This is a genomic window from Candidatus Saccharimonadales bacterium (assembly GCA_035317825.1).
Taxonomy (GTDB): domain Bacteria; phylum Patescibacteriota; class Saccharimonadia; order Saccharimonadales; family Saccharimonadaceae; genus DATHGB01.
In genome coordinates this window covers 34,959-49,455 of record DATHGB010000030.1, presented here as the reverse complement: position 1 = coordinate 49,455, position 14,497 = coordinate 34,959, and the positions used below count along the sequence as shown (strand labels likewise).

Sequence of the window (14,497 nt, the reverse complement as noted above, 5' to 3'; positions counted from 1 at the left end):
GCAACCGAAGGCAAAGGCGTCGATGAGATTATCGGATTTATTCAACCCGGTAAAACGGCGGTGCTCCTGGGATCTTCTGGCGTTGGAAAATCGACGCTTACGAATCATCTGCTTGGACGCGAGGCCCAAAAAACGCAGGCTATTCGTGAATCTGATGAAACGGGTAAACACACCACGGTTCACCGGGAATTGTTCGTTCTTCCAAATGGCGGGCTGCTCGTTGATATGCCGGGTATCCGCGAATTGCAATTATGGGGAACGCAGGAAGATCTTGACGAAGACTTTGATGACGTGGCTGCCCTTGCCCGGCAGTGCAAGTATTCTACCTGCAAGCACGGCAGTGACGATGGTTGCGCAATCCAAGAGGCTCTTAAAAACGGATCTCTTGACCGCTCACATTACGAAGCGTATGTAAAGATGAAGACCGAACTAAGCGCTCTAGAAAAACGAACCACTGCCCTTGCATGGCGAACGAGTGAAAAAACGAAACGAACGGTTAAAAAACAAAACCGTGATTTACTGAAAAATATGCGTGACGAAATGAATGAATAGAAAAAGAACTGCCAAGCAGTTCTTTTTGTAATATAAAGCTTCGAATCTTTTATATTATTTCTGTGATTTTGCTTTTTTCTTCAAAAGGCGTTTGCGTGATGCTCCGTGCCAGTTCTTGTGTTTAGCCATATTTATTATCCAAGTTATTTTGTATCTTTACCATCATACCACGTTACAAGGGTTAAACATGTATATTTGGAAAATTTTAGTAAAGTAGAACGCCCCGCATATGGCAGGAACGCGGGGCGTTCTACTGTCATTTACGGGGCGGATCATTCAGGGATGAGCCCGATCGCCGAAGTAGAGGCGGAAAAGACTGGTTCGCTCCCGGGGCTCAACGTAGTCGGACAGACCTCTCTGCCACGGATCCGTGCCGTCGTCCGGGGTGATCTCGACTTTCCAAGCGAGCCAGCTTGGATGCTGCTCGGAATCGGCAGGCGGGATCACTCTTGTGATCTTGCCGGGTGAGGAATGTCCGTGGCTGCACGAGCAGATAACTCGCTCGTGCAGACCAACGACCAATTCGCTCAATGCTTCGCAGAGAAGGTTCACGGGGAACTCCTCATTTCCCGTAGGGCTGTTCGTGTTTTCCACGGTGGCCTCCAAATTTTGGCGGGACAGTCCTAAGCTTATTTATATCTTTTTATCAATCTTGTTGTCAACGTCCCCTCCCTGGCGAGTATACCCTTACGTCATGTAGGGAGAGTTAGCGGGTCACGTTGAACCACCGGTCACGAAACTTACTCACGCTCCGGCTTAAAGGCCAGTTTACGAATCCTCACCGTCAAACAGATAATACCCATTCTCAAGACGTTCAATAAAACCCTGCTGCCACGTGCCCGTACCGTCAAAAAAGTACTTCCAAGCACCTATAATTTCTGGATGTTTGGCCGGTGTGGTCGGCCGTTTTTCTTGCGGTAATGCTTCTAGGAAGGTGCTGACTTCTTCGTAAGCTTTAAGGCGTTGTCTTGCTAGTTCGATAACACGCCCGCGCGGCAGCTCATGCATAAACGCCATGCCGGCAGCAAAAACTTCTAAGTCATAATCCACAAGTGCTTTCTCAATGAGGCGGGCTAGTTCCTGCTCGCCAGCAACAGTAATACGGTAATTGGTACGGGACGGACCTTGGATTTTGGCGCTGCCTACTTTTTGTATAAAACCTTCTTTTTCTAATTGGGTAATCGCATGGTAAATAGAACCTGGCCGCGTCTTTGACCATGTCTCCGCTCGCCATGAAGTTAGCTCGCTATATACCTTATAGCCGTGAGCTTGTCCTTCGCGTTTCATAACACCGAGTACCATTAATCTTGCTGACATACTGCTACTGTATCATATTGTACTCAAATTTGAATAGAGTCGTCATCTGTGTTACGGTCAGAGTAGCACTATTCAAAAGCAGAGGAGAGCGCGTGACACACCAGCTAAACGAACTATTTGTAGCACGAAACGGTAACGATGATTCGCCCGGTACCTTCGAGCAGCCACTCGCAACACTTTCCGCTGCCCAAAGAAAAGCGCGCGAATATATCTCCACAATGCAGGCCGATATCATTATTAATCTGCGCGCAGGTACCCACCAACTCACGTCGCCCCTAGAACTTACGGCCGGGAGCGACGCCGGCTTAAATGGATACCGGGTTATGTATCAGGCCTATGGCTACGGGACTGATGCACAAGAAGAAGTTATTGTAAGCGGGGGCAAGGAAGTTGCCAACTGGCATCTGTATGATGCCGATAAAAATATCTGGATGACGGAAATAGGTGCGGCCAAAACCCGCCAGTTATTTATTAATGACAAGCGTGTCGCACGCGCAACGTTGAAAGATATTCCAGAGTCGTTCGTTCAAACAGTATCTGGCTACGATGTAAACAACGCACAACCGCAAGCCTGGGGCAATGCCGCTGACCTAGAATTTGTATATACGGGTATCTACCCATGGTCAGAGGCGCGTATTGGCGTAGAAACCACCAAAACGAACCACGAATCTACGATCATACTCATGAAACAGCCGGCTTTCGAATGGGCGAGCAGCCTTTATAAGTCCAAAATCGCGGCCAATATCGGAAAAAACAGCGTCTCAGAATACGGCTTATCCCGGCCTACGCGTATAGAGAATGGCCTTGGATTTTTAAAAGAACCTGGCGCATTTGTATTTGACAGCTCCAAGCCCGGTGCACACAGACTTTACTACATTCCTCAAGCCGACGAAGACATGAGCACAGTACGGGCTGTTATCCCTGTACTGGAGACGCTCATTCATGGCCGCGGCACGGAAAATGCACCCTTGCGTAACATTGCATTCCGCGGGTTGACGTTTGCGCATGCAACGTGGCAACAGCCCAGCGGGCCGAATGGTTTTGTGCACTACCATGGCGCTACATACTACACGGGGGGTGGCGTTCAGAAAATCCCACTGGACGAAGAGTCGTGGGTGACGGTTCCGAGTGCGTCCGAGCTTACGCCAAGCGCACTCACCTTTGAGCACGCCCGAGCAGTCACCTTTGAAAATAACCGTTTTGTCCATTTCGGGACAGGCGGCATAGAACTTACGGCAGGCTGCTCATTCAATACCGTAACCGGAAATATTTTTGAGGATATTTCGGCCACGGCAATTACGCTCGGCAGCACATCGGCTGATAAAATACCGAACCAAGAAACCAAGCATAATCATATCGAGAACAACTGGCTTCACCATACGGGATGCGAATACCACGGTTCCTCGGCAGTGTTACTCGTAGAAGCGCAGCATACGGTAGTTACCCATAATCAGGTCAACGATGTGCCACATTCCGGGATCGTAGCCTACGGGGACAACTCAACGCGCGCGACAAAAATTACGAATAATTTGGTCTTCAACAGTATGGACTTGTTAGCTGATGGCGGGGGCATCAACCTTGCGGGCGCGCAAGGTACGTCGTATGAAGACGGTGCGGTCGTAAGCGGCAACGTTATCCGTGACGTGCTGACCTCTTACAATTTTGGACTTTACACCGATTATGGTACAGCTTGGACTAAAATAGAAAACAATATTATTTACCGAGCCGACACGCCGGTGGTTTTGGATGTTACGCCACCGCTTAGGAATGTGACATTCAAGGGGAATTTCTGGGACAAGATGCCTTATAAATACGATAAACCGCCCGAAACCGTGGCAGTCGCAGATAATACTGTGCTTGCGAGCGAGACGATCGAAGCGGCAATCGAGCACAACCCAGTCGCAAAACACATAGCCCAGCAGGCAGGCATTGAGCATAATCATCCCTTACGCAAGGAGGTACGGTAACATGGCGCACAAATATATTGAGATTCACGGCGCGCGCGAGAATAACCTACAAAATGTCTCTTTGCGCATACCTAAAGAAAAAATTACTATTTTTACCGGTGTATCCGGCTCTGGCAAGTCATCACTCGTTTTTGATACCATCGCAGCCGAGGCACAGCGCCAGCTATACGAAAACTTCAGTACGTTCATTCGTAACTTACTGCCGCGGTATCCCCAGCCCGACGTTGACTCAATTAGCAATCTCAGCATGGCTGTAGTGGTTGACCAAAAACGCCTTGGCGGCGGTGCGCACTCCACGGTCGGCACCATCACCGACATTTACGCGATCTTACGGCTGCTGTACTCCCGCATCGGCAAGCCGTCTATCGGCGCTTCAAACCTGTTTTCGTTTAATGACCCGCAGGGAATGTGCCCGGAATGCAGTGGCGTCGGTAGAAAAATGACCGTTATAGCCGACGATTTCCTTGATATGTCCAAGTCGCTGAGCGAAGGCGCCGTGCAAGTATCAGTTTTTGCGTCGTGGGAAACCAATACCTTCCGTGCCTCTGGTTTCTTTGACGTTAATAAAAAATTGCGCGACTTTACCCCCGAAGAAATGGACTTACTACTGCATAGCAAGCCGCGCAAGATTAAAATGCAAGTTGGCGAAAACGTTATGAATGTGACCTATGCCGGTATAATCGAAAAATTTACGCAGTCCTATATTAAGCGCGATCTCAAAACGCTTTCGGAACGTACACAGCAAGCGGTCGCACCTTACATAGCGTATGGACCGTGCAATCTTTGCCATGGCGCAAGGCTAAGCCCAGCCGCTCTAGGCGTAACAATTAACGGTCACACTATTGCCGGTATGACCGCTATGCAGGTTAGCGATCTCGTTCCGGCGCTTCAGGTTATCACCGATCCGCGCACCAAAAGCACAGTGGATTCACTTACTGAACGGCTGCGACACGTTATAGATATCGGACTGGATTACCTGAGCCTGGACCGCGAAACAGACACGCTTTCCGGTGGTGAATCCCAGCGTATAAAAATGGTCAAAAACCTCACCAGCAGCTTGGTGGACGTTACCTATATCTTTGACGAGCCCAGCGTCGGGCTGCACCCCCGCGACGTTCATCTACTGAACGAGCTCCTGAAGAAGCTGCGCGATAAAGGCAATACGATTATTGTTGTCGAGCACGACCCGGATGTTATAAAGATTGCCGACCACGTTGTCGACGTTGGGCCGCGGGCGGGCAAAAACGGCGGCCATATTGTGTTCGAAGGAAGTTACCAAGACCTTCTGAACACCGGTACGCTTACCGGCATACATCTTAAGCAAGCATTGCCGATCAAGGACACGTTCCGCACTGCCCGCGGCATTCTGGCGATTACTAACGCCAAGGCTAATAACCTGCAGGATGTTAGCGTCGATATCCTCACTGGTGTCATTACGGCTATAACTGGCGTAGCCGGTTCCGGTAAAAGCTCGCTGATCCTGCAAGAGTTTCTTAGCCAGCACCCAGAGGCAATTGTCATCGACCAATCAGCTGTGGGCGCATCCACTCGCTCCAATCCCGCCACCTACACTGGCATTATGGACGACGTGCGCAAAGCGTTTGCTAGCGCTAACCATGTGGATGCCAGCCTTTTTAGCTTCAACTCAAAAGGTGCATGCAAAAACTGCAAAGGGTTAGGCGTTACTTATACTGACCTCGCCTTCTTAGATGGCGTGAAGACACCATGTGAAGTCTGTAAGGGCAAACGTTTCAAAGATGAGGTTTTAGCCTACCGGCTGAACGGCAAATCTATTAGCGACATTTTAGAAATAACAATAACTGAAGCGCTTAAATTTTTCGAACAAAAAGAAATCGTACGTAGGCTTCAGGCACTCAGCGATGTCGGCATAGGCTACCTTACTCTAGGTCAGCCGCTCAGTACGCTCTCAGGAGGAGAATGCCAGCGTATTAAATTGGCGAGTTATCTACACAAAAAAGGCAACGTGTACGTCATGGACGAGCCGACAACTGGCCTGCACATGTCAGACATCACCCATTTACTTGCCATCATGAACCGCTTGGTTGACGCAGGCAATACGGTAATCGTTATTGAGCACAACCTCGATATTATTCGTAGTGCCGACTGGATAATCGATATGGGGCCGGAGGGAGGCAAGAACGGTGGCCGGATTATATTTGAAGGCACACCTCGTGACTTAAAGCAGGCAAAGCAATCACTAACAAGCGCTTTTATATAGGAGTTACATTTCGAATGACCGAAGTGTACCTAGCTGATAAGAATGACCAGCGTAGCCGATCTGTTACGTGACGTCAAGGGATAGTCGCCCTCTCCCTATAGTTGACCTAGAGTAATTTGGATTATATAATATTGTAAGCAATGTAATACATTGCCTTTACCCGAGTAGAGAGGAACGTCCATGTCTCCTATGTGGAATGTCGTCGTAACAAATGACGACGGTGCGTTGTACGTGTGGCTGCCGTGGGATGGGATGCCAGAATTCCCTAGCGGCTACTACAAGGGGCTGGTGCCTCTGATGTTGGTGTCTAACCTTGATCCTGAGGAAGACAGCGCTCCGATTATCGAGGGCCAGCCGGCGGATAGCAACGTGCTTTGCCTTCGTCTGAGCTCCGGGGTGGGCCCGGCCTACCAAGCGGCCGTCATCGAACTCATCGGCAACGGGTTGTACGAAAAGCTCATTGACAACGATGAGACCGTGGACGTAGGCGGCAGATATGCCTTCGTCGAGGGAGTCGAAGGGAAACCCTTGCGGATCAGCCTTAGACAACTTGACACGACCATGAAGCGCATTCTCGAAGATCGTTTTTCGTCTCGATGAGCCTTCACCATGGCGGGGACAGGTATCCACCTGAAGAAGTGAGCCGGCTTTGCCGACAATAGCTTCCTTCCCCGCCTGACGGACGTACCTCTCTACTTTTTTCAAAGTTAGCTTTTAGTAGTTTTTATTTTGCGCCATCCACCTGCACGGTTATTTGCAATGACTGATTTGAAAAGGTTAATAAGCGCTTTTTCGTTGATTTGATCACCTTGGTATACCTGCAAAGATCGAGCGGTGAGATTCTCCTCTCCTTGATTGATAATTCCTTCTGGGTCTGGTGCGATAGGATCATAAATAAAAATGTTTACATGGTCTTTAGTAGCTTGCAGCGCGCATATATTTCCTTCGAGCGTAAAGTAAGGCCGGTCGGTGCGTTTAATTGTTTCGACGACGTCTGGGTCGGCTGCGTGAACGAGGGATCGTACTCGTTTGCATATATCCTGCTGCCATTCAGGCAAAGTACCGATGTATTGGTCAATGCGTTTATCTGAGAGTCGTATGTCCATGTATTTATCATATCAAATAGCATAGAACAAAATACGATAGGACAGTTAGCTATTCTAGACTTTTGAGATAATCAGCTGCTTCTTGAACTGATTTGAATTGTGGTACGCCTTGTTTGGCGTATTTCATAATCCATCGTCTATGCCAAAGTACCTGATCGAAAGCGTCGGATTTTGCGCCGCCATCATATCCGTTTCGTTCGCGGTGCTTAATATATTTTTGATGCGTGCTCCAGTGCGGAATGACAATCGCGTCTGGTTTTAACCAGTAATTTGAAGCACCGATAACCCAAAGACCGAGTTGTTTGGCCTGTACGGTCATAACATCACTTCGTGAGTCAATAATGCCAATATCTTCGCCGCTTCGCAGCCACCATTCACCTGCTGGCGACGCATTGCTTCCAGCCCAGATACTGTCACCGTCTATCCAGTGCGGTTCTTTTTGGTTTTTAACGAAGTGTGTCTTGCCAGCACCTGACGGGCCAAGAATAAAGAATCCTTTTCTATGAGTGATGTGTTCATTGGTGATTTTATTCCAGAATGTCGTGCCGTCAGCGAAAACAAGCGGTGTGTCAAAATCAAATAAATTAAAGCTACCTTGTGACATTTTCTAGAGTGTATCAAATTAACTTGTTTGAACCAAGTGTGACAGAGTATCAATAGCTGTAATGATCACGCCCAGATCAAGCAAGGATAATGTTCAGGACGTAGCCTTGCTATATCATACGCGTATTTTTCTAGAGCATCAGTTGTTGCTGTTGGGAGCGATAGGATCTCGAGATCCATGTGCTTGGGTAGTTGCATTTATTTTAACAATATGATATAGTTCACAGAACCACCCGGAGGGGGGTGAACATTATGGACGTAACCTTCACGCCCACCCAGGTCAAGCCGTCGGACGACCCGACGGTAAAGCCCGAGGGGGACGAGTACTGGGACTGGTAACTAAGTCCCACGCGCATAATCAAGATACCCAGGGCCTCCGGGCCCTGGGTATCCCCCGTATCTTACAGGATACGGGGTCTTTTCTTTTTAGGACTAATTTTTTCAATAATCTGATTTAGCACCGACACGAAATCATCTATTAGTGTTCGGCGCATATCGCCGTTATCTAAGTGCGGCTGCTGGATGATAGAGTAGAATGATCACAAGCTTATCATTGCATCGTCAAATTGAATGCGCTTTGGCTGGCTATCGGTACGGTTTTGAGACTCAGGATCTACTGTTTTTTGCAGTATAGTTAACGATATTATATAATAACAAAATGGCCTCTAGCAAATCTCTTCAGATGCTGTCATGTTTTTACTACAAAAATGTATGTAGTTTTATTGAGATGTGCAACATTGGTGATTATTCTAGCGATCTGGGCGGGTATTACATACGCCAGCTTATACACGACGGCTATATTGGAAAGATTGATCGCGGGCAATATCAGATTCTTTCTAAGGGTAAACATTTCCTTGTCGCGAATACCGAAAAGCTAACCATGCGCCGTCAGGCACGAATGAGCGTTGCGCTTGTAATTCGCCAAGGCGATAAGTTTGCCGTTATGCATAGAACGGCGCAGCCTTTTATTGGTCGTATTGAATGGCCGACGGGTTCGGTGAAGCCTGGCGAGTCTATGGCTGACGCTGCTGCTCGTGTCGCGCTTGAACGTTTAGGAACTGCGCCTTCACTTCGGCTTCTTGGCTTTTTCCGACGAATTGATACGTATAAAGACGAGGTTTTTGATGATAAGCTTTTTGCAGTCCACACAGGTGCACTACCCGACGACTATATCGTGACAGACCATAGCAAAGCGGGAGTGAATCGGCTCTATATGGCGGATGAGCTTCTGGCATCTCCATCGCCTAGTCGTTCGCTCATTGATATATTTGAGTATGCTTCATCTAGCCGGGATAATTACATTGAACACAAATACAACCTGGAAGCGACAGACTTGTCTATTTCTAATCAAGATTGAGTTCAAGCTGGATCAATGGGCTCGTTGGTGATTGTCATACTGGAATTGGCCGGTTTGAGCTGTATTGGATAGCTGTACACCCCAGTCGTACTATCACCCAACACCTTTTGAATGTAAGCATAGTGGCGTTCTAATCCGACTGCTGCTGCTCGTAAACACAAGCCTCCTGCGCAAGCCAGTAGATGCAGCATGTCTCTTTGACTACGACTACGCTTCTCGAATCCTGGAGCAACAAGGTCTACTACGTTGTGTCTAACCGCATAGTTAAATGAGTCAAGACGTGCCAGATCAAAGTGGCTATAGTGATCATTAGCATGGCTGAAAAATAGCTTTCGCACTGTAGCCTCTGGCATATCGCTAAGGTCGAGGGCACCTACAACGGTGTGAAAGTCATTCGCTTCTAAAATCGCTTCACCCAATGGGCGGGTACCATTGGTAGGCGGTGGAAGCTCAGGATCGGTTATCATCGGGATATCTCTATGTAGTGGGAATTTGCTGTTATATATACCGACCTCACTGACACCCATTAACTCGGGCCCTGGCCAGATGACAGCATCTTGCATGATGTCATCGATCCGTGAGTCCCGATTCCTCACATTTTCGTAGCCACGTTCCTGAATTTTCTCAATAAGATAATAAAAAGTGTCATAAAAGGGAATATCGCCGTTAGGCCACGACTCGTCGTCCGCTGAGATTTTTGCTCCAGGTTCGTAGTCCGCGACTAATACGGGATTTCGCGGATCGAGCTGGGTTATATGATAGCCTTCGTCCTCTATCGCGCCTCCTAATATGGGAATGCGGTACTTACTGTATGTGTTCATTGTGGCGCGAACTTGAGCATGCGTCCTGCGGAGGGTAATGGCGCTACCGACATTTGGCTGTCGCTTCTCATCTTTAGAGCGAACTCCTGTGAGCAATCTATCACCATCTTTCGTTCTAATAACGAGAACAAGGGCATAGACTGGATTAAAATAGGTTTCGCCATTGAAAAGATGCGCACCGAAATGCTCAGCCTCCTCAAAGAATCCAGGATACCTTCGTTGCAAGTCTGGTGGTCCGTCACGTAAAGCTGACGGAGTAAAAGAGAAGCGGGTTATATCGTGTTCGTGATTTGCCATAAATAATATGCCCAGCTCGGGCAATATCACGTTATCACAGGAACATTGCTTAATAATATGAATATTTTTTCATATTATTTGGTATTAAGTCAGCATGTTTTTATAAGAACGATATGAAACCCAAATTATCCAAAGCTGAAAAACAAACCACGAACCAGCTTCGAGGCCTAAAACCAAGTGGCTGTCTTTTGGAATAAAGTAATGAAAGACGCCATGAGTAAAGCGCTCAGGATGACTGCTAGAATCGTAATAATCTTAAATCGCCTATCGTCACTCTTCCTAGCCATGAGATACATGCCGAGTAGGAACAAACAAAATGATGACTAGGCTAAAATATTATGAATCACCGTACTCAGGACACTTGCCGGTTCATAGGGAAATAAAGCAAGCCCGGCAAAACCGATCATAGAGAACACGAATATTTTAACTGGCGTCTGGTAGTGTTTTTTCAAGTGATGTTTTGCAAATATCCAAAAACTAACCGCAGCAATAAGATAAAAAACAGTAAACACTACACGGGTTTGAGGAAGCGTCGCGAAATAGCTAATCGGATGCTCGCCAGTAAAATATATTGGCTCGCGAAGATAAAAGAAGAGCAAGGCAAACCATTCAAAGAAAACAGTGACAAGCCCGCCATATTTTGCAAAGTTCCTAATATACTCTTTAGCCATATGTAGGATTATAAACTAACGGCATTCAGTACTGGCAATTATTCTCAGACGGATCTATCATAAAACTATAGGAGGGATTCATCATGCAAGATAATCTGTCACTGACACTTACCCGCGTATTTAACGCGCCTGTAGAAAAAGTATGGAAAAGCTGGTCTGATCCAGAACTATTTGCCCAGTGGTATGGCTCGCCTGGTAAATTGACGGGTGTGACGATTGATTTTAAAGTTCGTGGTTTATGGCGCGCGACTACCGTTATGCCTGATGGCGGAAAATATCCCCAAGTTGGCGTATACCGGGTTATTGATGAACCTACGCATCTCCAGTTTGATTTCCCTGACCCAGATGATATAGAAGACTCAACTTTTGAAGTCATGGATATTCACCTGCAGGATTTGGGTGGTAAAACCGAAATGATCTTTCATCAGTCCGGAGGAAATCTACCGGCGGAAGAATATGCCGGCAACCTGAAAAAAGGCTGGACGGGTTTCTTTAATAAGCTGGCGGAAGTTATCGAATAAATTGCAACTTCTCCTAGCGGTGGTTTAGGATAAAATTCGTATTCGTTTAAAATTTTCCCCCATAAGACCCGTAAGCTCGATAGCTTCCCTTGCGTAAGACGCTTCTTTTAATTGATTGGGTGTCAGAATAATTTGGCGGAAACTGTCATCGCGCGGCCTAAGAGCTCCTATTCCGACCCAAAACTTGGCAACTGAATCTTTTGATGACCCTACCGCCATCACCATGCCATTTGGAAGTGGCTGGGTGAAAACCTTGATCTTTGTCGGTTGGTTGTGATATCCCGGTTCGGCTTTTGTAGACATGTATGCGTTATGTATGAGCAGGACTTTTTCTCGCCACTGCGGATCGCTCCTTTGTTCATCAGTGGCTTTTGTATTAAGTTCTACCATCGCCTTATCTGCATCTGTTAAAGTCGGAAGGCCGCCATCAGGCGAGGATTCAACTTTTTTAATATTCAGTTGTAAAGACTTATTGAATTCTTCAGGGGATGAAAATTGACTGCCGACGGGTGTAACCGTCATCTTCAAGTTTTCTGGTTGGTAAGGCTTTAGGAAATGCATGATGTTTTGATACGAGGCTAGATATTGCTCTACATCACTAGGTTCAATATTGTCGAGCACGGGGATGATTAAATCGTCTACGAAGAAATCAAACCACACGCCGGGTTTGTAGATTGCACATACCGGTTTAACCCAGTTTGAATAGTACATAAGAGAAAAAAGTTCCGCCCAGTCAGCCTCAGGGGCTTCGTCGAAGCGCCACAGTTTGTAGGCGCCATGCAGAAAAGTAAGGTTAATTGGTTCATTGTTCTCAACGTTTAATGCAATAGCCGACAACATGTGTTTTTGTAATTCAGGTGTGGCTGCATATTTACGAAACTTTTTCGACATTAGCAGTTTGAATATTGCATCTACAAGTAACTCTTTATTTTCGGGAATATCAAGAGCGGCCGGTTGTTTCAGCTCTTCGAGTTTTGTTTCTAAGTATTGTTTGGCTGTCATAATAATTGGAGATACGAGGCAGACATTATCCTACCGTATATAGCTTTGCAAGCTATCACCTATTCTCGGTCATCGTATCAGTTCTGATTATAGCAAACAAAAATGCGTCCATACGAAATCTTTAAGTGCAGATCTTTTCACTAGAATGGTGATCATCTACAGTTTTGTTGCATCAGAAAGCTTTATTCGTACCTTTTCCGCCATTGTATTAGTGCTAATATAACCAAGCGCGTCAATATCAGGATTGTATAGTTCGATCATATCTAAGTCTGGGCGTTCGAATATACGCGCGCCGGTGACAATTTCCCCATTGAGCATTTCTTGTTTGAGTTTTTCATAGTCGGATTTGTCCAAATAGAAATCAACATCACCTGTCTGGTAACGGTATGGGTCTGGTTTGCGGATGTATAAATGCGTGTACGTCATTTCGGGTATATCCCCTTTTGCGGGAATCGTTATTGGTTCACGTAACGTGAAATATTTTAAATCAGGATTATCTGAGTTTTCGGTCATTTCATTTCTGATCTTCTTTAGGATTTCGAATTCATCGTCGTAATGACAAAACACGCCCATGTTACCGGCATTTGGCAAATAGTAGCCGAAAGATTGTTTGCATAATCCATAGCATGAAAAGTGGATATGCCCGATTACTTCAAGCAGGCCTTCTTTTGTGGTGATTGGGCTAAATCGGTAAGGACGGAAATCGCTCAAATTTTTATTCAACCTCCAGCCAACGCTGCAGTATATTTTCAAAGTCTTGTTTCTTAGCGGTAAGGTCGTCCATATCCTTAAATGCAATGATTCCCCGCATATTTGAGCTCCACTTAATCAAGCCGGTTTCATCGTCCATGATCGGCTTGGCCTTTTTGTCTTCTTTGCGGGTAGCGCCCATATGAATAAGGATCTTGATATCATCTCCATGCAGGTTGAACGTTATTCGGTCTTCGTCTTTATATACGTAACTTGGGGAATTCCATTTGACGTGTTCCGTCACGGGTACGCAGTCAAGGATAATCTTACGGAGTGCTTCAACTTGCCGGCGTTTGCCGGTATCTAGATCGTCAAGGAACTCTGAAACGGTTGTATAAGTCTTCATGCTCTTATCATAACAAAAACTAAAGCGTGGTGAGCAGCACGCCGAAAACGATTAAAATTGCCCCGGCAATTTTCCGCTTTATCTTGCCTCTCTCTTTTAAGAATATATATGCCGCAAGCACGTTTAATATCACGACAACGGCTTCAAGAGTGATGACGGTATTCATTTCGCCTAGCTGGAAGGCTCTTAGCGAAAAGAAAATAGACAACGCCCAGCTAATACCAGTAGCGAGGAAAAGCTTGCTGTTGGTTTTGTATTCCGTAACCGATTGGCGGGGCGATACCTTACCTGCAATAGCGATCATAATTGCCGGTATGAGGAGGGTCAGGCTTATATAAAGTGGCAGATTAAACTCTTTGGATATGCCGACATCAATGGCAAGCGCGGTCGCGAACGCAAATGCTGCCAAAATTGCCAGTATGGAATAAATATTAATCTCTATTTTATGTTTGCGGCTCTGGTAAAAAATTAAAACGTTAGCTCCGATAATCAGTACCGCTCCGGCGAGTTTCAGCCATGTGAATGTCTCGTTGAATAACGTTAAGCCGTATAGGATGACAAAAACCGTCGATAGCTGTCCAATAACCGAAAAGGTAGAAACCTCGAGGTGCTTTCTGGCGGTCGTTTGCATCCGGTCATTTATCGCGTAAAAGACGCAGGACGCAACGAGTAATAGGATTATTCCAATTCCTGCCGGCCAATTGATGGCAAAAAATGGCACGAGTATGAGCACGGTGATACCCGCAATGACTTGAAGCGCTATCGTTGCGGCTCCGTCGTTCTTTACGTTTTTTACTGCTAGCTTATAGCATTGGAAGAATATGACGGTGAAGATATAAAAAAAGATCAGGTTTATTTGCCAAGAGTTAAACATCTACCCTATCATACCAAACATACAGCTCCATCGTACCGGAAAGCTTTTTTCTCCGTTATGATGCGTGTCGGGAA

At 46.5% G+C, this 14,497-nt stretch carries 15 protein-coding genes; 6 read left to right on the top strand and 9 right to left on the bottom strand.

Going from position 1 to position 14,497, the window contains the following annotated elements; translation table 11 throughout:
* Nucleotides 1-552 (top strand): ribosome small subunit-dependent GTPase A (rsgA, locus tag VK497_06325; GenBank protein HMI09985.1); only part of this gene is annotated, 552 nt, incomplete at its 5' end.
* Between the two features lie 768 nt (nucleotides 553-1,320).
* Here rsgA and VK497_06320 read toward each other — a convergent pair.
* Nucleotides 1,321-1,869: a PadR family transcriptional regulator gene (locus tag VK497_06320; GenBank protein ID HMI09984.1), complete on the bottom strand. Its 549-nt coding sequence runs from the start codon at nucleotides 1,867-1,869 to the stop codon at nucleotides 1,321-1,323.
* Between the two features lie 92 nt (nucleotides 1,870-1,961).
* Here VK497_06320 and VK497_06315 point away from each other — a divergent pair, with 92 nt between their 5' ends.
* The 3 genes from VK497_06315 (at nucleotide 1,962) to VK497_06305 (ending at nucleotide 6,675) form a co-directional block, all read left to right on the top strand.
* Entirely contained in the window at nucleotides 1,962-3,836 is a 1,875-nt protein-coding gene (locus VK497_06315; protein HMI09983.1) for a right-handed parallel beta-helix repeat-containing protein, read from the top strand.
* 1 nt (nucleotide 3,837) lies between these two features.
* The gene (locus VK497_06310) at nucleotides 3,838-6,075 is read left to right on the top strand and encodes an excinuclease ABC subunit UvrA (GenBank protein ID HMI09982.1); all 2,238 of its coding nucleotides are present in this window, start codon (nucleotides 3,838-3,840) and stop codon (nucleotides 6,073-6,075) included.
* Nucleotides 6,076-6,264: 189 nt separating this feature from the next.
* Nucleotides 6,265-6,675, top strand: coding sequence for a hypothetical protein (locus tag VK497_06305; protein HMI09981.1), 411 nt, complete (start codon nucleotides 6,265-6,267; stop codon nucleotides 6,673-6,675).
* 107 nt (nucleotides 6,676-6,782) lie between these two features.
* Here VK497_06305 and VK497_06300 read toward each other — a convergent pair whose 3' ends face one another.
* Together VK497_06300 and VK497_06295 are read right to left on the bottom strand one after the other, a co-directional pair.
* A complete protein-coding gene (locus tag VK497_06300; GenBank protein ID HMI09980.1) occupies nucleotides 6,783-7,181 on the bottom strand; it encodes a DUF1801 domain-containing protein in 399 nt (132 codons plus the stop codon).
* A gap of 49 nt (nucleotides 7,182-7,230) precedes the next feature.
* A complete protein-coding gene (locus VK497_06295) occupies nucleotides 7,231-7,785 on the bottom strand; it encodes a hypothetical protein (protein ID HMI09979.1) in 555 nt (184 codons plus the stop codon).
* A 657-nt stretch (nucleotides 7,786-8,442) separates the two neighbouring features.
* Here VK497_06295 and VK497_06290 point away from each other — a divergent pair.
* On the top strand, nucleotides 8,443-9,141 hold the full coding sequence (locus VK497_06290; protein HMI09978.1) for an NUDIX hydrolase: 699 nt from the start codon (nucleotides 8,443-8,445) through the stop codon (nucleotides 9,139-9,141).
* Nucleotides 9,142-9,143: 2 nt separating this feature from the next.
* On the opposite strand, the gene VK497_06285 is transcribed toward VK497_06290, so the two are convergent.
* Nucleotides 9,144-10,259, bottom strand: a complete 1,116-nt coding sequence (locus VK497_06285; GenBank protein HMI09977.1) for a hypothetical protein — start codon at nucleotides 10,257-10,259, stop codon at nucleotides 9,144-9,146.
* Between the two features lie 323 nt (nucleotides 10,260-10,582).
* Nucleotides 10,583-10,930, bottom strand: a complete 348-nt coding sequence (locus VK497_06280; GenBank protein HMI09976.1) for a hypothetical protein — start codon at nucleotides 10,928-10,930, stop codon at nucleotides 10,583-10,585.
* A gap of 83 nt (nucleotides 10,931-11,013) precedes the next feature.
* Between VK497_06280 and VK497_06275 the strand changes: the two genes are divergently transcribed.
* Nucleotides 11,014-11,451 (top strand): SRPBCC domain-containing protein, encoded by a 438-nt coding sequence (locus tag VK497_06275; GenBank protein HMI09975.1) that lies wholly within the window; start codon nucleotides 11,014-11,016, stop codon nucleotides 11,449-11,451.
* Nucleotides 11,452-11,475: 24 nt separating this feature from the next.
* Here the strand turns inward: VK497_06275 and VK497_06270 are convergent, their stop codons facing one another.
* From VK497_06270 to VK497_06255, 4 genes are all read right to left on the bottom strand, one after another.
* Nucleotides 11,476-12,453, bottom strand: a complete 978-nt coding sequence (locus VK497_06270) for a hypothetical protein (protein ID HMI09974.1) — start codon at nucleotides 12,451-12,453, stop codon at nucleotides 11,476-11,478.
* A 156-nt stretch (nucleotides 12,454-12,609) separates the two neighbouring features.
* Nucleotides 12,610-13,164 (bottom strand): hypothetical protein, encoded by a 555-nt coding sequence (locus VK497_06265; GenBank protein ID HMI09973.1) that lies wholly within the window; start codon nucleotides 13,162-13,164, stop codon nucleotides 12,610-12,612.
* Nucleotides 13,165-13,168: 4 nt separating this feature from the next.
* Nucleotides 13,169-13,549, bottom strand: coding sequence for a DUF1801 domain-containing protein (locus VK497_06260; protein HMI09972.1), 381 nt, complete (start codon nucleotides 13,547-13,549; stop codon nucleotides 13,169-13,171).
* A 19-nt stretch (nucleotides 13,550-13,568) separates the two neighbouring features.
* Nucleotides 13,569-14,423 (bottom strand): DMT family transporter, encoded by an 855-nt coding sequence (locus VK497_06255; protein ID HMI09971.1) that lies wholly within the window; start codon nucleotides 14,421-14,423, stop codon nucleotides 13,569-13,571.
* Nucleotides 14,424-14,497 lie beyond the last annotated feature (74 nt).